General features: G+C 62.2%; 24 protein-coding genes and 1 pseudogene. 10 read left to right on the forward strand and 15 right to left on the reverse strand.

All coding sequences use genetic code 11. The features are described 5' to 3' along the window. Positions 1–9: 9 nt before the first annotated feature. Positions 10–981 carry a hypothetical protein gene (locus ACERZ8_RS21385; protein WP_407594483.1) on the forward strand — a complete coding sequence of 324 codons (972 nt, stop codon included), beginning with the start codon at positions 10–12 and terminating at the stop codon, positions 979–981. A 12-nt stretch (positions 982–993) separates the two neighbouring features. Beyond that, on the forward strand, positions 994–1,320 hold the full coding sequence (locus tag ACERZ8_RS21390) for an alpha/beta hydrolase (protein ID WP_407594484.1): 327 nt from the start codon (positions 994–996) through the stop codon (positions 1,318–1,320). A 469-nt stretch (positions 1,321–1,789) separates the two neighbouring features. Here the strand turns inward: ACERZ8_RS21390 and ACERZ8_RS21395 are convergent, their stop codons facing one another. The 7 genes from ACERZ8_RS21395 to ACERZ8_RS21425 form a co-directional block, all read right to left on the reverse strand. Further along, a complete protein-coding gene (locus ACERZ8_RS21395; protein ID WP_407594485.1) occupies positions 1,790–2,272 on the reverse strand; it encodes a hypothetical protein in 483 nt (160 codons plus the stop codon). After that, positions 2,214–2,672 (reverse strand): hypothetical protein, encoded by a 459-nt coding sequence (locus ACERZ8_RS21400; protein WP_407594486.1) that lies wholly within the window; start codon positions 2,670–2,672, stop codon positions 2,214–2,216. Before ACERZ8_RS21400 ends, ACERZ8_RS21395 begins: the two co-directional genes overlap by 59 nt. Before the next feature lie 118 nt (positions 2,673–2,790). Beyond that, positions 2,791–2,979, reverse strand: coding sequence for a hypothetical protein (locus tag ACERZ8_RS21405; protein ID WP_407594488.1), 189 nt, complete (start codon positions 2,977–2,979; stop codon positions 2,791–2,793). Between the two features lie 248 nt (positions 2,980–3,227). Then, entirely contained in the window at positions 3,228–3,464 is a 237-nt protein-coding gene (locus tag ACERZ8_RS21410; RefSeq protein WP_407594489.1) for a hypothetical protein, read from the reverse strand. Beyond that, positions 3,400–4,401 carry a hypothetical protein gene (locus ACERZ8_RS21415; RefSeq protein ID WP_407594491.1) on the reverse strand — a complete coding sequence of 334 codons (1,002 nt, stop codon included), beginning with the start codon at positions 4,399–4,401 and terminating at the stop codon, positions 3,400–3,402. Before ACERZ8_RS21415 ends, ACERZ8_RS21410 begins: the two co-directional genes overlap by 65 nt. A gap of 156 nt (positions 4,402–4,557) precedes the next feature. Then, positions 4,558–5,148, reverse strand: coding sequence for a hypothetical protein (locus ACERZ8_RS21420; RefSeq protein ID WP_407594492.1), 591 nt, complete (start codon positions 5,146–5,148; stop codon positions 4,558–4,560). Continuing rightward, positions 5,094–5,351: a hypothetical protein gene (locus ACERZ8_RS21425; RefSeq protein ID WP_407594493.1), complete on the reverse strand. Its 258-nt coding sequence runs from the start codon at positions 5,349–5,351 to the stop codon at positions 5,094–5,096. The genes ACERZ8_RS21420 and ACERZ8_RS21425 overlap by 55 nt, the downstream gene beginning before the upstream one ends. A 284-nt stretch (positions 5,352–5,635) precedes the next feature. On the opposite strand from ACERZ8_RS21425, the gene ACERZ8_RS21430 reads away from it, so the two are divergent. From ACERZ8_RS21430 to ACERZ8_RS21465, 8 genes are all read left to right on the forward strand, one after another. After that, entirely contained in the window at positions 5,636–6,115 is a 480-nt protein-coding gene (locus ACERZ8_RS21430; protein WP_407594495.1) for a hypothetical protein, read from the forward strand. Between the two features lie 135 nt (positions 6,116–6,250). Further along, entirely contained in the window at positions 6,251–6,682 is a 432-nt protein-coding gene (locus tag ACERZ8_RS21435; protein WP_407594497.1) for a hypothetical protein, read from the forward strand. A 33-nt stretch (positions 6,683–6,715) separates the two neighbouring features. After that, positions 6,716–7,324 carry a MotA/TolQ/ExbB proton channel family protein gene (locus tag ACERZ8_RS21440; RefSeq protein ID WP_407594498.1) on the forward strand — a complete coding sequence of 203 codons (609 nt, stop codon included), beginning with the start codon at positions 6,716–6,718 and terminating at the stop codon, positions 7,322–7,324. An 83-nt stretch (positions 7,325–7,407) separates the two neighbouring features. Continuing rightward, positions 7,408–7,644, forward strand: coding sequence for an ExbD/TolR family protein (locus ACERZ8_RS21445; protein ID WP_407594500.1), 237 nt, complete (start codon positions 7,408–7,410; stop codon positions 7,642–7,644). Between the two features lie 170 nt (positions 7,645–7,814). Continuing rightward, on the forward strand, positions 7,815–8,141 hold the full coding sequence (locus ACERZ8_RS21450) for an ExbD/TolR family protein (RefSeq protein WP_407594501.1): 327 nt from the start codon (positions 7,815–7,817) through the stop codon (positions 8,139–8,141). 408 nt (positions 8,142–8,549) lie between these two features. Next, positions 8,550–9,587: a hypothetical protein gene (locus ACERZ8_RS21455; protein WP_407594503.1), complete on the forward strand. Its 1,038-nt coding sequence runs from the start codon at positions 8,550–8,552 to the stop codon at positions 9,585–9,587. Next, positions 9,506–9,967: a hypothetical protein gene (locus tag ACERZ8_RS21460; RefSeq protein ID WP_407594505.1), complete on the forward strand. Its 462-nt coding sequence runs from the start codon at positions 9,506–9,508 to the stop codon at positions 9,965–9,967. Before ACERZ8_RS21455 ends, ACERZ8_RS21460 begins: the two co-directional genes overlap by 82 nt. A 283-nt stretch (positions 9,968–10,250) precedes the next feature. Further along, the gene (locus ACERZ8_RS21465) at positions 10,251–10,622 is read left to right on the forward strand and encodes a hypothetical protein (protein WP_407594507.1); all 372 of its coding nucleotides are present in this window, start codon (positions 10,251–10,253) and stop codon (positions 10,620–10,622) included. Between the two features lie 9 nt (positions 10,623–10,631). On the opposite strand, the gene ACERZ8_RS21470 is transcribed toward ACERZ8_RS21465, so the two are convergent. The 8 genes and pseudogenes from ACERZ8_RS21470 to tssM all read right to left on the reverse strand — a co-directional run. Then, positions 10,632–11,444 carry a hypothetical protein gene (locus ACERZ8_RS21470; protein WP_407594508.1) on the reverse strand — a complete coding sequence of 271 codons (813 nt, stop codon included), beginning with the start codon at positions 11,442–11,444 and terminating at the stop codon, positions 10,632–10,634. Beyond that, a complete protein-coding gene (locus ACERZ8_RS21475) occupies positions 11,377–12,333 on the reverse strand; it encodes a serine/threonine protein kinase (protein WP_407594509.1) in 957 nt (318 codons plus the stop codon). The genes ACERZ8_RS21470 and ACERZ8_RS21475 overlap by 68 nt, the downstream gene beginning before the upstream one ends. Positions 12,334–12,807: 474 nt before the next feature. After that, the gene (locus ACERZ8_RS21480) at positions 12,808–13,020 is read right to left on the reverse strand and encodes a hypothetical protein (protein WP_407594510.1); all 213 of its coding nucleotides are present in this window, start codon (positions 13,018–13,020) and stop codon (positions 12,808–12,810) included. Then, positions 13,017–13,631: a PP2C family protein-serine/threonine phosphatase gene (locus tag ACERZ8_RS21485; protein WP_407594511.1), complete on the reverse strand. Its 615-nt coding sequence runs from the start codon at positions 13,629–13,631 to the stop codon at positions 13,017–13,019. The genes ACERZ8_RS21480 and ACERZ8_RS21485 overlap by 4 nt, the downstream gene beginning before the upstream one ends. Before the next feature lie 105 nt (positions 13,632–13,736). Beyond that, on the reverse strand, positions 13,737–14,336 hold the full coding sequence (gene tagF / locus ACERZ8_RS21490; protein WP_407594513.1) for a type VI secretion system-associated protein TagF: 600 nt from the start codon (positions 14,334–14,336) through the stop codon (positions 13,737–13,739). Between the two features lie 4 nt (positions 14,337–14,340). After that, positions 14,341–15,030, reverse strand: coding sequence for a hypothetical protein (locus tag ACERZ8_RS21495; protein WP_407594515.1), 690 nt, complete (start codon positions 15,028–15,030; stop codon positions 14,341–14,343). Then, positions 14,952–16,307: an ImcF-related family protein gene (locus ACERZ8_RS21500; RefSeq protein ID WP_407594573.1), complete on the reverse strand. Its 1,356-nt coding sequence runs from the start codon at positions 16,305–16,307 to the stop codon at positions 14,952–14,954. The genes ACERZ8_RS21495 and ACERZ8_RS21500 overlap by 79 nt, the downstream gene beginning before the upstream one ends. Before the next feature lie 36 nt (positions 16,308–16,343). Beyond that, positions 16,344–17,286: pseudogene (gene tssM, locus ACERZ8_RS21505) on the reverse strand (type VI secretion system membrane subunit TssM); the annotation flags it as partial. Positions 17,287–17,425: the final 139 nt, after the last annotated feature.

The raw sequence follows: 17,425 nt of genomic DNA on the forward strand, positions 1-17,425 counted from the left end.
GACCCAGACATGCCCAAACTGATCATCCATATCGGCTCGCAAAAGACCGGATCGACCTCGATCCAGACCTTTCTGACGCAGCAGAGCGACAAGATGGCCGAGGCGGGCCTGAGCTATATCAAGGCCGGGCGCGGACCCGCCGCGCATAACAAGCTGGCATTCAAACGCGACACCGAACAGTTCCCCAAGATCATGAACCGCGTGGTGGCCGAGGTCGAAAACAATCCCGACAAGACCCACGTGATTTCTGCCGAGATGCTGTTTACGACGCGCATGGCCCGGTCTCTCGCCGAATATCTGCCAGACGATCTGCGCGCTGAAACGCAGATCATCGCCTACATCCGGCGTCAGGACAAATTCCTTGAGGCGATGTACAAACAGGTGGTCAAGACGGGCCGCTTTAAAGGCACGGCACAGCAATACGCGCAAAAGCGCGAGGCGGCGCTGATGTATTCCAAGATCCTGGGGACCTACGCTGAAGGGTTCGGCACCGAAAACGTCAAGGTCCTGCCTTACGAGCGGTCGCAATTCCTTGAGGGCGACGTGATCCTCGACATGTGTGCGCATCTGGGCATGACCAACGTCACCCGCGACGACCTTCCGGAGAAGTTCTCCAACATCACCCTGTCACGCGAAGTGTCCGAGATGCTGGGGCTGATCTCGAACGCCACCGACATCAACATCGCCGAACTGATCCGCGTGATCATCCGCAACAATGCAGAGGGCGCGTTTTATTCGGGCGACAGCTATTCGCCGCTGGAACGGCGCGAGATTGCGGACAAATATGTCGAAGACAATGAACTGGTGCGCGCCACCTACCGACCCGACCTTGAACATTTGTTCGACCTCAGTGACCTTTCCGGCGACCTCGACAGCGCGGGCATCCCCGCAGAGGAACAGGTGATCCGGCTGCGTCAGGCCCAAATTGCGGTGTTCGAGGCAATCGGCCAGTCCCACACGTCGGTGTGCGCGCCAAGTTGACAGCAAAAGCCCATGATGACCCTGATCCGCCCACTCACCTTTGACTACGCAGAACGCAGGGGTGGTGCGCTTGGGATGGACCTTTATCACCCCGGTGGCGGGGTGCGGCCCCTCGTGCTGTTCGCCTATGGCGGCGGGTTCACCAAGGGGTCCAAGGATGCCAACGTGCACCAGCCCCTTGTCCAGCACCTGTGCAGTGCGGGTTTCGCGGTTGCGGTGCCCGACTATCGACTGAAAACGGGCGCTGGTGATGTCGCCCCAGACGATCTCATCCAAATCACCCGCCTCGCGAACCCGGGTGGACAAACAGGGCTGGGGGCTGAAGCGCCGCCTGTTTGACGTGCGTCTGTTCACAGCTTGTGAGGATTTGTCAGATGCGCTGCGCTTTTGCCGCACGCAGGCCGACATTTTGAAGATCGCACCAGACAAAATCGGCATGTTTGGCGTCTCGGCAGGGGCATTGGCAGGCAACACGCTGTGCTATCCCCCCGGTGTGTGGCACGCGCGCTTCGAACACCCCGACGCGATGGTGTCACTGTGCGCCCCTGTCGTGCACCCGTGGCGTATCCGGGCAGATGGCCCACCGCTCCTGGATCATTCACGGGCGCAAGGACCGCATCGTGCCCAGCGTGGCGAGCATCGCAACTGCCCAAGCCGCCAAAGCAACCAGCGCGCCAATCACCGTCACGATCCCGCCGGACGCGCCCCCATATGGGCATCGACACCTATGTCCTGTCCCGGCACAGCACCAGCGGGCAGTTATACATCGACGAGATGATCGCCCATTTGCAGCGCCATACAGGGCCGATCAAAGCCTGATCAGCTCAACCCCTTCGATCTGCGCCACGTCCGCCAGATCATCTGCATAGTGCTGATCCATCCGCGCCTGCGCCTCGTCACTCCAGCCCGGAATCGCGATTTCAGCCACCACGTCCTCCTCTTTGGCAAAGCGCTTGAGGAAGATGCCGATCACACGGGCGCGCAAGGCCGCAGGCATGTCCGGGTGATCCTTCAGGTAATCGGCAAGACGCGCGCCGCCTTCCTCGTTCATCAGCCCGTTGGCGACCTGCATCTGCGCTGCGTCGGAAAAATCCGTATCGGTCTGCGCCGCCGCTTTCAGAACACGGCCCCAGATCATCGGCGACTCCTCGGCCGCCCACGCGACGATCGGCACCTCCGGACAGCTTTGGCGCACCTCGCGCAACACCGCCGCCCACCGCAATTCAAACGGATCAGGGGCGATCACATCGATGCCGAGATATTCGCCGCTCACCCAGGCCTGCGACAACATCACCGCCGGATTGCACAGCGAAATCGCAAGGTGACAGGCGCAGGCGCAAAGATGCTTCGGTAATGCGCAGCGCGTGGACCAACTCGTAAAACCAGTCCTCCTGCGGGGCAGAAATGCGGGGCGGCTGCATCAGCTCAACGATCCTGAGAACAAAGTGCAGATCGCGGTTCGGGTCCTGCTGATCCAGCCCTAGCATCTCGTTCAGGTCCGCAGTTGTGGCCGGTGTTCCGTCAAAGGCGGCGACGCGCGCGGCCAGCTGATCGCGGTAATGTTTGGGGCGCGGGACCACAACGCCATGCTCGGCCAGCGACGGATCCGCCAGAAGGCTCCAGATCAGGTTGCGCCCGCCATCAAACTGGGTGCCAATCTGAAGCGTGTAGCATGAAATCTGTCGCGCCACACCGCACCTCTTTCGTTACCGCACGCACCAAAACAGGGCGTGATGCCCGTCAGACCGGGCAATACGATATCTGAGGGGGGACTGGCCAGACGCGAGAGGCGCACGGCCAGCGTCAGTTTCAGGCGGCTTCCGCGCTCAGGGCCGAGCGGACCTTGCCAAGCGACTCCATCGCCGCGCCACGCACGTTCACCGGCTTGAACCCGTTGCCGCCATCGACGGCCTGAAAGAACGGCGTGTCCAGTTCCTTCTGAAATTCCACCAGCAACTTGGCCGCATCCGCCTTCAGCTTTTCCTCGCTTGGTGCCATCAGGCTCTTGCACAAGTGCTTCCAATACATCCTCAAGCCGGGCCGTCCAGGTTTTCGAGATACGTGAACAGCTGTTTGGACCCCGGTGGCGATGTCGGGGAATTCGGTCAGCATCACAGGTTGCGACGATGGCGTCCTGCAACTTGGTCAGTTCCGCCTTCAGGCTTGTGCGCGTCTTGACCCAGTCCAGCCGGGCACGCACGAAAGGCACCACGCCCGCCGGAATATCCTGTTCGGCCGCAGTCTGTTCAGCGGCCTGTGCTTCGGCAATCAGCTTTTTCAGACCGGGCGCGGCCTTCGGTCCCACCCGGCAAAAATCGCCTGCCTCGCCCTTTTTCGATGAAATAACCCAGAACGGCGCGCATCTTGCTGACATCGCCCAGATTGCGCTGCAACAGATCAAGGGCAACAGGTTCCAGATCAGCGCGGGCATCGCGCCACTGCGTGCGCCCCCAGATCAACGTCGCCCTCGGGTTGCGCGTCATTGGTGTCTGCCTGATTTTCAGCTGCCTCAGCGGTATCCGCCCCCTGCCCTTCAAGGCGGGTGATCGCCTCGTTCAGCGCCTTGGCCGTGCCCGTCGCCTTTTTGACATTGCCAGCGTCGATCTGATCGACCAGCAGCTTGTGCACGCCCATCAGACGGGACGCGCCCTCGGCATTGCCAAGGGCCTCGACACGGCCCAAGAGCGCAATCGATTCTTCGCGCAACCGTTCCAGTTCGGGATCGGGGCCTGCATCGTTGCCCTTGGCGGCAAGTTTCCCAAGGGCCGTTTCCAGCTTGGTCAGTGTGTCGTCGGCCTTGTCCAGATCACTGGACTTCAGCGCACCAAGGACAATGGCGAAATGTTTGTTCATCGCCGCCTGCGGCTCAGCGGCCAGCCCGGCAATCGACGTCTTCACCTGCCCCGCACGGGTCGTGAGTTGCTTGAGGCGCGCACCATCATCGACGGTCTCTTCGCCGTTTTCGGACGCATCAGGTGCAGTGTCGTCTTCTGCTTCGGTGCAACGCTGCTCGTCGAGGACTTCTTCATCGACGTCATCGGAATCCAGTTCCGGATCCTCGGGCAGATCCTCGATGTCCTCTTCGATAATGTTGCCATCTTTGTCCATGATGATGACATTCATGGGGATCTTTTCGAACTTCAGAAACTTCTTCAGCTTCTTGGCCATCTGCGGCATTTCGCGGGTGCAGGTCATCATCATGATGCGGCCCTTGGCGCGGGCCGTGCCCAGACCCAGCTTTGCCCCAGTGCCTTCGGCGCGGGCCACACGCCCCATGACTTCGGGCTTCTTCTTGCGGTCCAGAACGAACACATCTTCCTTGGGATCGTTGCCGGGACAGTAGGCAAAATTCAGGTCACGCTTTTTCGCGATCTTGACCATCTTTTTCAGTTCAGGACCTTTTAGGGCAATATCGGCCATGACAAATTCCTTCTGTGGCAATCAGGCGGGCCCGGATGGGCGCACGCCGTTCTGTTCCAGCCTACACAAAAACGGAAACCTGACAATTCCCAAACGGGTCACAGAGGCTGCGTATGGCCCATCTGTTCAGATGTAGTGTACCCGATAATCTGGGGATCAGCGCAGAACGCCCGATCCGCCAATCGACAGCTTTGGCTTGGGCTTGGCCGCCGGGGCAGTGCGTGCCGGTGCGGGGGCCGCCGCGCGCGGTGCCGTCTGGGTGCGCGTGGTTGCAGGCCGCGAGGTTGTCGGGGTCGTGCGACGCGGTGCAGCCGCCACAGGTGTCGGGCAAGCGACGTCGCCATTCAACATTATGGCGCGGAACAATTCCTGCGTGGGGGCCTGATCCGGCCAGTCCACCGATGCCAGTTGTTCGAAGTACTCGCCGACAGATCGGCGTGACCCCGGGCCCCAGGCACCATCAATGCCCGAACGATAGCAGTTCATCCGCGACAGTTCGATTTGCAGCACGCGGTTCAACTCGTCCGAGCCGGGGTCAAGGTGGCCCTCTTCGATCAGACGGCGGAACATCTCGGGATCGCTTTCGCGCAGCGCCTCGCGTGCGGCCAGGTCATCCAGTGCAAAGCCCATCGCATCCACCGTGCCGGGCAGCAGGCTTTCCAGCCCGAATTCCTCTTCCTGACCGGGGGCGATCAGTCCGATGATGATTGATGGCTGGGGCAGACCAGCCGCCGCGCGGGCCGCCACGGGGGTTGCGCCAAGCTGGGTGGGATCAAAAACCGGTGCATTGTCTGGGCTGCGAATGCCGCCAGCACAAGGTTGTCACCATCGTCTGCGACGTCAAAACCGATCGGCGCAATCTCAAGCCCCTGCGCCAGCGCCATGGGCGCAGGCTGCAGCGCGATGGCAGCAACAAGACCGGTCAAAGCATAGCGGCAGGAACGAAACACGCGATTCACCTCAGGACAAAAGCAACGCGCGAACCATACCGCGCACCGTGCCCGTCTGCAAAGTATTGTCGGCCTCCAAGGCCCACGATTCTGCAAAAAACGATACAACCGTAGATAAAATGTCGTTACGTCGCCAGAATGAATTGGCAACAATCCGCCACAAGACTTTGAAATTGTACGCGTAAAACCACCCAAATCGGCAAACTGTTGCCGGAATTCCGCATTTGAGACGTTTTGCGATCCTTTCCCCTCACGAATTAACGAAGCCATGCTATATCAAACTCATGAAAAATGTAGCTATCCTCTCCGTATCGCTTGTCGCCCTCTCCGGGACGGCTGGTCTTGGTCTCTCCGCTCTGCATGAATTCAACATGAATGTGCAGACTGCGGCTCTGGCGACGCCGGACAGCATTCCTGCTGACAGCGGGTTCGTGATCCCCGATTATGTGCCGGACACCGCGCAGTTCACAGCTCTTGCCCCGACACTTGAGGCCCCCGCGGTCGTAGAAGCGCCGGTTCTGGCCCCGGTCGTGACAGCCGCACTTGGCGATTTCGAAGTCACACCCGAGGAAATCGCGCCCGCAGCGGCAGCGCCGGTTGAACTGGCCCCTGCCGTGCGCGAGGCCGCGCGCCCACTGACGCGTTCCATCGCACCAAAGAGCAAGGCGGCGTCAGCCCCTGTCTTTGTTGAGCAGACGCAGGCCTTTGCACACACACCCAATGCCTCGACACGCATTGATTATGTGATCGGCGTCTATCGCTAAGAACCGGTATCGGTTCACGCGGGTTTTTCGGTCTGCGTGGATCGACGCAAGTTTTCCAATCAAGAGTTGACACGCTTCGGCGTAGCCCCGCTAATGCGCGTATCATTTCGATGAGCGCATTAATTGGAGGTTCACATGAATCGAACTCTGTTGGCATGTAGCCTTGCCCTTGTCCTGACGGGCACATCTGCTCTCGCGCAGGACACCACCGCCGAAATTTCCCTCGAACTCAACCGTGCGACGCCCTCTTCTGAAGGGGGCTGTCAGCTTGTTTTCTTTGGACAAAACGGACTGGATCAGGATTTCGAGGAAGTGACATGGCGCCTCGCCGTGTTTGGCTCTGACGGGGTGTTCCGCAACCTCCTTGGCCTGCCCCTCGGTGCGCTCAGCTCGGGCAAACGGCGCGTGGTTCAGCACAACCTGCCCACCGCCCGCAGCGAGCTTTCCGAAATCATCGTGAACGACGTGGCAAGCTGCGCGCTCGCAGGCGACAGCGGAACAGACAGCGACGCCTGCCTGAACCAGTTGACCGTCACCTCACGCACCGATATCGCCTTCGGTCTCTAAACGACCCAACCACGGCCCGAAACGAGAACCTTTATGTCTATTTTCCAGATCGCTTCCCTTGGTGTCTACGGCCTCCTGGCCCTCCTGTCGCTCGTGGCCATCGCCATCGGGCTTTACAAGATCGCGCAGTTCGCCCGTCTCGGCGTCGGACGGCGTTCAGAGGCGGAGCGTATTCTGGACGACTGGCTTAATGGCCGCGTGGACGAGGCAATCAGTGCCGCAGGGCGACGCCGCTCGGTGCTGGCGCGCATTCTTCAGGCGGTGTTTTCCGGCATTCAGGCGCGTCCCGCCGACGTCACCTATGCCGAAGAACTCAGCCGCCAGACGGCCATTATCGAACTTGCCACGATGTCCGAACGGATGCGCGCGCTGGACATGGTGGTGCAGGCCGCGCCCATGCTGGGCCTTCTGGGCACGGTTGTGGGTATGATCGACGCGTTTTCGGTCCTCGCCGTCGCCGAAGGGGCGGTGGACCCGGCCACGCTTGCGGGCGGTATCTATGTCGCCCCGACAACCACGGCTGCCGGGCTGATCGTGCGGCCCTGTTCGCCTTCTTCATCGCCACATGGCTTGAGGGCGGATCGACCGCGAACGCAACATGATCGAGGCGCTGATGTCGGCGGCCATTCACGGACGGGTTGACCCCAACTCGGCCAAGTAAGCGGGTCCGCGACAGATGGCATCTCGAAGAGCCCCTGCCCGAGCGCCCAAGGCGCTACAAGTTCGTGCTGACACCGCTGGCAGATGCCATGTTTCAGTTGCTGATCTTCTTCATGCTGTCCTCAAGCCTCGCCCCCTACTCGCTCATCACCCTCAAAACGGCCCCGCAAGACGTCTCTGAAGAGGATGCAAACACCGCAGGGCCCGGCAACGACCCCAATCAACTGGCCCCGCCGCCCTCTGCCACAGACATCACGCTCTGGACGGTCAGCAATGGCAGCGTCCGCCTCGGCCGGAATTGACTACAACATCGACCAGCTTTCGGCACTGGCCGAAGCGCTTGGCGAAGGGACACCGGGCAGTGTTGTGCTGATCGTAACGAATGAGGCCCGCGTACAGGATGTCGCCTACGCGCTCGAAGCACTCGAAGGGGCCAATGTCGGCGCCGTTCAGATCAGTCGCGGGGGGCCTGATGTCCAAGACGCGCCTGCCCGAACCCCATACGCCCAAGGCCATCGACAGCTCGCTTGCGATCGTGAACATCGTGCTTTTGCTGATCTTCTTCTTCCTTGCGACGGGCACGTTGATCAGCTCGGACTCGGTCGAAATCGACCTGCCCGAAACCACGGAACTGCCCCTTGATCTGCTGCCCAAACCGCTGCTGACGGTCGATGCGAATGCGGCCATGACGCTGGACGGCATCCCGCTTGAATCAGGGACTCTTGGCCGAGGCGCTGATCGACTTTCCGACGCTGCACGTTCTGGCCGACCGCAACCTTGGCGCAGGCACCCTGCTTGACCTTCTGGCGGCCGAAGAACTGGTCGCCGTCAGCGTCAAACTGGTCACCTTGCACGGGCAAGCCGCCGAGGACGATCCATGAGCTTTCTGCCCACGGCTCCCCTCGTGCCGTCCCGTGGTATGGCTCGTTTGTGGCTTCGTTCCTGGGGCATGCGGGGCTTGTGTCCTTTGTGCTGTTTTCCGGTGTGATCGCATGAGCTGCCGCAGCGCCCCGAACCTGAGACGCCCGAAATCACCGTCAGCCTCGAAATCCTCGACGCCGCCTTTGTCGAGGAACTGGAACCGGTCGATGACAGCAACCTCGTGCCCGAAGATGCGGTAGTTACTGAACCCGAGGATATTGAGGCGGAAACACCCGAAGACCTTGCAGCGCGCTGAGCCCGGACGAAGACCTCCTTGCCCCTGAGGATGACGCCCTGCTCGCCCCCGAAGAAGAGGCTGCTGGAGCCGGAACTGGAAGCCGCAGAGCCGGAGGTCGTGGAACCCGAACCGCTGGAACCCGAAGTTGCCGAACCAGAAGTGATCGAACCCGAACCGGTTGAGCCGGAAGTGGCAGAACCCGAGGTGATCGAGCCCGAGCCAGTGGAACCCGAAGTGATCGAGCCCGAGCCGGTGGAGCCGGAAGTGGCCGAAGTGCTGCCCGAGCCGGAACCCGAACCCCTGCCTGAAGTGATCGAGCCCGAGCCCGAAGTCATCGCCGAGGCCGAACCCCTGCCCGAACCGACGCCGATTGCCCCCGAACCAACGGCCCTCTGTGATCGACGATCTGTTGTCTATCGACGACGGCGTGGTGAACCCGCTTGCCGAAGGGGTAGCGCCGTGTTGCCCCCCGATGATGTGCTGCCACTGACCGAGGATTTCGCGGCCCTCGCCCCCGAACCCGAACAGCCCGACCCCGGCATCGTCACCCCTGATCCCGTCGAGGAACCAGCACCCATCGTGCTGCCCCAGGAACCCGTAGAAGAAGCGCCAATCGAGGAAGAACCGGCCCCGGAAGTGGCCGCATTGGAACCCGAGCCAGAGCCGGAGCCAGTTCCGGAAGTGGTCGAAGAAGTCCCCGAGGACATCGTTGAAGAACCCGCAGCACCGGCCGCCCCCGCGCGCCAGCCACTGGCCAACCCAACCGCGTCCGATGTGGCCATCGGCCAGTTGCTGCGCCGCATCCGGGCCAGCGCGCAGGAACAATGCACGCTCGCCCTGCCCCGCCGTGCGGGGGGTGACGCGCTTGCCGGTCTGTCCATGATCGGCGCGGACGAGGCTGTGCTTGATGCGCAGGCCACGCTGATCCTTGACGGTCTCGACTTTACGCCCGTCCAGACCCGAGAATTGCTTGACCCGCGCCAGTGCGCGCAGCACTTGATGCGTTGCGCGCCTCGGACGGCTATCCGGCCAACCGGATCGGACTGTCGCTCGACACCGCCACACTGGTCAGTGGCGACGAGTTGACGGGCCGCGTGTTGGGCGCAGGCGGGCTGTTTGTCACGCTGCTGCTGGTGGATGACAACGGCGTGGTGCAAGACCTCGCGCCGTTCGTGTCGCTTGATGGCAATGTCCCTGTGTTCCAGGCCCCTGTGGCCCGCGCAGGCGCGTCGCGCGCCACGCGGCAGGTGCTGGTGGCCATCGGCACCCAAGCGCGAACCGCTGGACCTGTCGGGCAGCATCGGTCGCGAGGCACAGGACGTCTTTGGCCCGATCCCCGCAGAGACGCTAGAAAACATGGTGTTTGGCGTCGCGACCTTCGACGTGCAGTGATCCTGCGCCAAAAAATCGCCGAACATCTGATCCTGTCCCCAACATCATTGCCACGCGGTCAGCGCCGGCGTTAGCTTGCGGCATTTACAACGTCGTTTATTGCAGATGCCCGGCCACAGGCCATTTTCAGACAGCGTGCCGGGTCGAAAGGATACAAAAACATGTTCCCACCCAGCGTATTGGCCGCCATGGCGCCCCTTCTCATGTCAGCCCCCCTGACCAAACATCTGGAGGACGCCTGCAAAGAGGCCTCGAAAGAGATCCAGGAAAAAGGCCAAGTCCCTTACGGCCCAGAAATTCACCCAGAAAGTCCTTGATGGGGTCGTGTGCAAACAGGCCGGAAAGCTCGATCAGACCGTGACCAAGGTGACGACCGGCATCTTCAAGAAGCAGATCGATAAGACCAAGAAAATCGTGGAAAAGGACATCGAAAAGAAGGGTGCAGGGACGTCACAGGGCGTCGCCCTCACCGGCCTGCGCAACGATCTGGATGCCGCCAAAAAGCAGCGCGAAGCCATGGAAAAGGGCAAACCGATCAAACTGCCGAAACCCAAAGGCGGCGGCGTGCATGTGCCGATCAAGTTCAGGGTGCTGACCCGCGACAAGGTTGAACTGGACGTCGAATTGTTCTTCGGCGTCGACCTCAAGGATGCGGCCAAGGGCAAGCTGCCGATCACTTATGGCGTGATCGGCCTTGGCGGGCGGTTCTCGACGAGACACGCGCCCTAGCGGGTCAGCTCAAGAAAGGCGATGTCCACCGCCCCCTGCCCATCGACCGCCAGTTCGCGCGTCATCAGAGGCAGAATGGCGTCTGCGGTTCGTGCCGTCCTGCATCGCTCCGGCGCGCACAAGTGCGTCCTCGGATGCCAGCGCGATCACCATGTAGATGCCCGGTGCCGCAGATGGCAGACGGAAGGCGAAGCGGCGCTCGTCCCCGATGGGATCGTCAAACTGACGCATCAGCGAAAACACCTGCCCGTTGGGATCAACCAGCGCCAGCCAATTCTGCCGGCCCGCAGTGCCATGTACTGTGCCGCGCACGCCGGTAGAGCGGGACATCGAATTCTCGGTCAACGCAATCTCGATACCGGCCCCCCGCGTGCCCTGAAAAGCGCGGGCAAAATCCAGAACCGCACATTGGGCCTGCGAAATACCGCGTGGGATCACCTGCGGATTGCTGCCAAACTGCGCCCCAAAGGACGAACTCAGACCCTGCAAGGGCAGAAGATCATTGGCAAATCCTTCGATAAAGCCCGCATTCGGGCCTTGCGTCCGCAGCCCGGCAAAGGCGCGGTTGTCCGGCACAGTTGTGGCCAGAAACGCCGCACGCGTCCCCTCGACACGGGTCAGGCCCTCTTCGACCGTGGCAATTTCGGTGCTTTCTTCGGTCTCACCGCCACCTGTCAGAACGTCACCGCCAAGGAAATAGGCAGCAGCACCCGCAGCGGCAATCGCAAGGATACCAATGCCCAGAACCAGACCCTTACCGCCTGATTTCTCCTCTGGGCGGGGGGTGGCAGGGGCATGGTGCCGGCGACGCCGTGGGGCCACCCTTGGCGGTCGAAGGCACCGATTGCAGACCCGGCACAACCCGGTCCGCCACCGGCGGCTGGGTAAAGCGCAGGCGGGATCCGCCAAGGCCGGTCTCACCCTTCAGCACGCGCAACTCTTCGATCACCGCGGCCATGCTGGGCAACCGGTCCTTGGGATCGGGTTGCAGCATGTGCGCAATCAGGCCCTGAAACTCTTCGGGCAAAAAGGACAGGTCAGGCACGGTCTGACGCTTCTGCACGGCCTCGACGAAATTCGTGCCCATCGGCATCGGGGTGCCGGTCAGCATCCCAATCATCAAAAGGCCCAATGAATAAACGTCGCTTGGCCCCTCGGCCTGCCCGCCAAAGGCGCCCATCTGCTCGGGCGAGACGTATTTCAGCTTGCCCGCAAACTCGTTGCCGATGGTCGCTTCCTTGACGTTGTCGCTGCGCGAAATGCCAAAGTCGATCAGGACCGCTTTGGAAATATCGCCGCCTTGCAACATCACGTTGTCCGGGGACAGGTCGCGGTGCACAACGCCAATATTGTGGGCACGGTCCAGACCATCGGCCAGACGCATGGTCAGCTCGATCACCTGATCGCGGTCCAGCGCACCCTTTTCCTTGATCGTGTCGGACAGCTTGGTGCCTTCGATGAAACCCATGACCAGCGCGTGCAGGTTGATGTTCTCATCCGGCGGGACATAGGCGAAATAGCGTACAATGGCGTCATGATGCAGTTGGCGCAGGGTGCGCGCCTCGCGGCGGAACATGGCGGCGACTTTGTCGTCTTCCGCCATTTCCGGCAGGATCACCTTGATGGCGACGTTTTCGCCGGTGCCGATCTCGACCCCGCGGAACACACGGCCCATGCCGCCCTGGTCAGAGCGCTCCTCGACCCGGTACATGTTGTTGATGATCGTACCCGGCTCAAGCGTGCTGAGGGGCGTAGGCGCCGCTCCGGGCGGCGGAGGGACGACGCTAACGGTGTTTGTGTGGGGTCTTGGGGCCCTCCCCCGCACCGGGGTTCTGTGTGGACGGTGGGGGCTGTGTGGCGGCCGGGGCCTCGTCAGGGCGGGATGTGCCACGGCGCACGTCGGTGACAACCACGGTGCGGTCGTCATCTTCCTGGGGCGGCGGCGGCGGGGCTGCGGCCTCGGCCGGGGTTTTGGGGCCGGCGTGGCCACAACCGTGGCGTCAGCATCGGTCGTGTCGTCAAAATCATCCGGAATGATATCAGAACCCTGCGCCGCCTCCGCAGGTGCGGGGGCGTGGACGTTTCTTTGTCCGGCTCCGGAACGGCCTGAAACAGGATCGTTCTTTCGTCATCCTCATCTGACCCGGAATCTGCCGCATTGCCCGGCACTGGTCTTTCTTGTCGTTCATAACTCGCCCCTGAATTCGGGATAATCACCTTCAATCGTTAACACCGGGAACCCGGCTTTATGACAACGCACCATGATCACAGATACGTTATCTTTGCCTCCCCGCAGCAGCGCCATCGAAATAAGCTGTTCGCACAACGGTTCTAAAGAGCCGTGAAGACCGCTGTACAGCACATCGGCCAGTTCCGCGTCCTCAAAATACTCAGTCAAACCGTCAGAGCACAAAGAAAGACATCGCCTTCCAAAAGGGCCCCTTCAACCATGTCACATTCCGGCAACTCGGTCACGCCGATGGCGCGCGTGATCACGTTTTTGCGTGGCCAGTTCTCTGCCTCTTCGGGTGTGATGGCGCCAGTGTCAAGCAGCGCCTGCACTTCGGTGTGGTCACGGGTCACGCGGGTTAGCTGATCGCCGCGCATCCGGTAGATGCGGCTGTCACCCGACCAGATGCAGGCAAAGTGATCCTGCTGGATCAACAACGCCACGACGGTGGACCCGATGGTGCCACTGCCAAGTTCAGCGGCCTTTTCCTGAATGCGGGTGTTCGCAGCTGTCAGGCGGGCCATAAAGCGGGCGCGCAGGTCCATCGCCCCGGTGGGCAGGCCAGCAGTCTCCATTTCCTCACAGATGGTCTGGCTTGCGAAATCTCCGGCAGTGTGCCCGCCCATCCCATCTGCCACGACCCACAGGCCGGATGCAGGGGCGGCCATGACGCAGTCCTCGTTCAGCGTGCGCACACAGCCCACATCGGTGCGTAACGTCGTCTCGAACGACATCATCTCGTCGAAGCCATCACCCTCTTGTCCATCATCCCTGCCCACTCCCTACGTCATCCTGTTCCAACGCTTCTGCGTCGATTGTTGTCTCTGTCGCGCGCACCCGGTCCGCCAGCAGCCAGCGCAGCGCCTTTGCATCCGGCAACCCGTTCACCGACAGCCACCCGGCCTCCCGCAGGGGCTGCCCTCGTGCCACCAGTGGCTGCGCCCATATTGCGCGCAGTACGCATCTGCCTCGGCGGCATCTGCGAACAGGCGGGCCAGATCATCATCGCCCCGCATCCCCCATAGCATACCTGCCTGCTCTGCGTCATAGGGCGTGCCTGCGGCGGGCGGCGCATCATATCCGGTCACAAGGCCCTCCACACCGCCCTGCCCCGCTGTCTGGTCCTCGATCTGGTCCAGATGGGCGGCCAGCGCCACGTACGGGCTGGCGTCATGGGATGTGTGTACGGGGGGTGGTGTCACCGACCCCGTCAGGCCCAGCATCAGCGGGTAGCGGCGCCCGACCTTGTCACTGGATGCGCGCCAGACCCCGCACAGGGGCACACCCAGCACGTCAGGGCCGATCCAGAACCGTAAATCCGGCGCAGTATCCCACACCGTGTCCCAGTGCGCGCCCAGCAGATCACGCGCGCCGGGCATGACATCCTGCACCCACGCCTCCAGACGGCTGCGCACATCGCGCTCCATCCCCCATGACAGGAAATCCCCGAACCCGGGGTGCTTGCCGTATAAAACGACACTCATGTGCCTATTCCAGTGCGTTCTGGCACGTAATCTCCTTAAAGGCGTCGCTTAAAAATGGTACATCCGCCCCTTGGAACTCAAGCCTAAACGTTGCCGTATAGGGACCAATGCGGTGCACGACCTGCGCGAGCGGCCCGCGCGACTGCAAATTGTCCCCGCTTAGCAGGGTCAAAATGGACCATCCGCCACCGATCAGCGTGGCAGGCGGAGCATCCGGCACCGCCAGCAAAATGGCCGACCGTTCGCTCCAGACGGCCTGCGCAGGCGGTCCGCCCGGGCTCAGTTCCAGAACCTGTTCACCGACGACGACCGTGACCGGCTCGATCACCGGGCTGACGGCCATCAGGCGCACCGAAAACGGAACCACAGGGTCCGCCTGCCCCTGGACAAAGAACGCAGCCCGCACAGCCTCTGCGGCGTCAAACCGGGCCTCGGCACGCTGCGATAGCGGCCCGGGCGAGGATTGGCGCAACCGCTGCATCTGCCCGCCATAGCCAAAGACGGACGCAAACTCTGCACCCACAGCCGGCGCACCGGGCAAACAGCGGGCACGGTCCAGCGCGATCAGGCGGGCATCGACATAATCCGCCGACAGCGCACTGCGCACCTGACCGATCAGGCGCAACACAGGATCAGGCAGCGGCCCACGCTCGGGCAAGGCCACCAGCAGATCCCCCTGCCCTGTCGCCGCCACGTTTTGCGCCTTGGCCAGCCCGTCCAGAACAAGGTCCAGCGGACGCCCCCCGGCACCCCCGCCAGCATCTGATGCCACAGCGCAAAGGGGCGTTCGACCCGCCCCGCCTGTACGATCATCCCATCCGACCCGGCAAAATTTTGATTACTTTTCAATGCATTAACATCTACTTCACTCAGCCGGGTCTGAGTGTCTACCACGGCTGACAAACGCACCAGCAACCCGCCCGCGGCATCCGCCAAGGCGGCCGTATCACCGCCCGTGTCCACAACGGCCACCCGGTCGAGCATGCGCGTCCAGACCTGCTCGAAATCGCGGGCATAAAGGGCATGCACCTCACCGGACAAGGCTGCATCCGACTGCAAGGGCTGCGTATCAGCCCCGCCCAACACCCAGGCATCGGCCTCAAGCTGCGCCGCGGCATCCAGCAAGGCCGTCTGGAAAAAGCCCCAATAGCCGTCGTAAGTGAACAGACCCGGCACGCCCAGTGTCTCAAGCGGGCGGCCATCGGTGGTGGCCAGCAGGGTCGCATCCCCCATCTCGTCGGCCAGTCGCAGCGGCGGCAAGGTACCCGCCTGCGAGCGGATTGCACCATAGGCACGCGCCGCCGGGGGCACATCGGCAATCGCCTCGCGCACACGGCCAATCAGGGCTGCATTGGCCGCAACCAGTGGAGTGGCACGACTGTCGAGTTCCAGCATGGCGGCCAGATGGGCGTTGATGGCGCGGTACTCGGCATCCGCCCCGGCATAATCCTCGGCCCAGACTTGGGCGAAATAGGACTGGATGGCCAGATCATCCTCGCGCCCGTCCTGCTCCTTAGCCAACAGGATATAGACCTTGAGGGCGCGATAGGCGTCGATCTTGCGGTCATCTACCAGATATTGGGCAAGATCCTCTTCGACCTGCAACATCATGCGGGGACGCAGTAATTGCTCCAGACTGTCGGAATAGGCCTGCACCGCCGCACCCCGCAAGGCATCGCGCCGTGACAGGCCCAGATCCTGCGCAAAATCCTGTGGGCGCGGATTGGCATAGCCCGCAGGCATTGCGCGCAGGGTGCCAAGCGCAGGCAGCAAGGGCCGGGTCGAGGCATCGGCAATCCGTTGCGGCCCAAGGAACGCACCGGCGCGCTGTTGATAGGCCTGCGTTTGGCCCGCAACCTCGCGCACCAGCGTGGCGTTTTTCCAGAAACTGAACCCCAGAATACCCATGAGGGCCACACTGACCAGCGTGATGATCCCCTTGCCAAAGGCGCGCCCGATGGCGCGGCGCATCACGCGGCCCCGGTCGTATCCGACCCAGTCGCGCTCGGCAAAAACCACCTTTTTCAGCAGGTCATGCAGGAAATAACTGCGCCCCTTGCCCGACAGGAACCCGGTTGCAGCCTGCCCTGCCCCGCCACTCATCGCGCCCAACACCTGATCGATGGGCGTGCCGTCCTGCGTGCCGGACGTGAAATAAAACCCGCGCAGAATCGCGCGGATGGCACTGGGGTTTTTCGAACACCGCACTCAGGAACGTTGTCACGTTGCGCTCCAGCAGGGCCATCTGTTCTGGGAAGTCGAATATGGCGATGCGGGTCGCTGAATCCGTCTCTTCCATCAGGCGATCCGTGACCTCGTCCGACAGGCGGCTGACCAGTTGATCAAACTCGCGCGACACCGCGCGATGTGTCTCTTCGCGGCGGTTTCGGGTCTGAAATGTCGCCCCCCAAACCCCCTTGCGGCGATCCGCATCAAAGGATCCGAAATACTCGCGAAACCCTGCGATCATGTCCGCCTTGGTAAAGATCACATAGACCGGCACATGGGTTTTGAAGGCCTCGTTCAGCTCGGCAAGGCGCGCGCGCACAGTCTCTGCATGGCGCTTCAGACCCTCGGGGCTTTCGGTCATCATGTCCGCACAGGAAAACGCCAGAATGACTCCGTTGATGGGCTGGTCGGGCCGCGCGGTCTTCAACTGCCCAAGGAAGGATGACCAGCTATTACGGTCTGCGGTCTCGTCACTGTCCTGCGTGGTATAACGGCCCGCCGTGTCGATCATCACCGCCTCTTCGGCGAACCAGAAATCACAGTTCTTGGTACCGCCGAACCCGCTGATCGACGCAGCATGTTCGCCCGGAAATTCGAGCCCCGAATGAACCAGCGCCGTGGTCTTGCTCGCCCCCGGCGGCCCGATCAGGATATACCACGGCAGATCATACAGCGCCGATGCACCGCCCGTTTTTTTGAGCCGGACAAGGGCTGCGCGCATCCGTTCCGCCAGCAGCGGACCATCGCCCGCCTGCGTGGCCAGCAGGCTGTCTTCCAGATCAGCGGCCGCCTTGCGCCGCGCACGCCAACGCACCAGCGCACTCAGCAGCAGCAATGTCAGGATGCCCGCAATCAGACCC

It is taken from the genome of Tateyamaria armeniaca (assembly GCF_045797845.1).
Taxonomy (GTDB): domain Bacteria; phylum Pseudomonadota; class Alphaproteobacteria; order Rhodobacterales; family Rhodobacteraceae; genus Tateyamaria; species Tateyamaria armeniaca.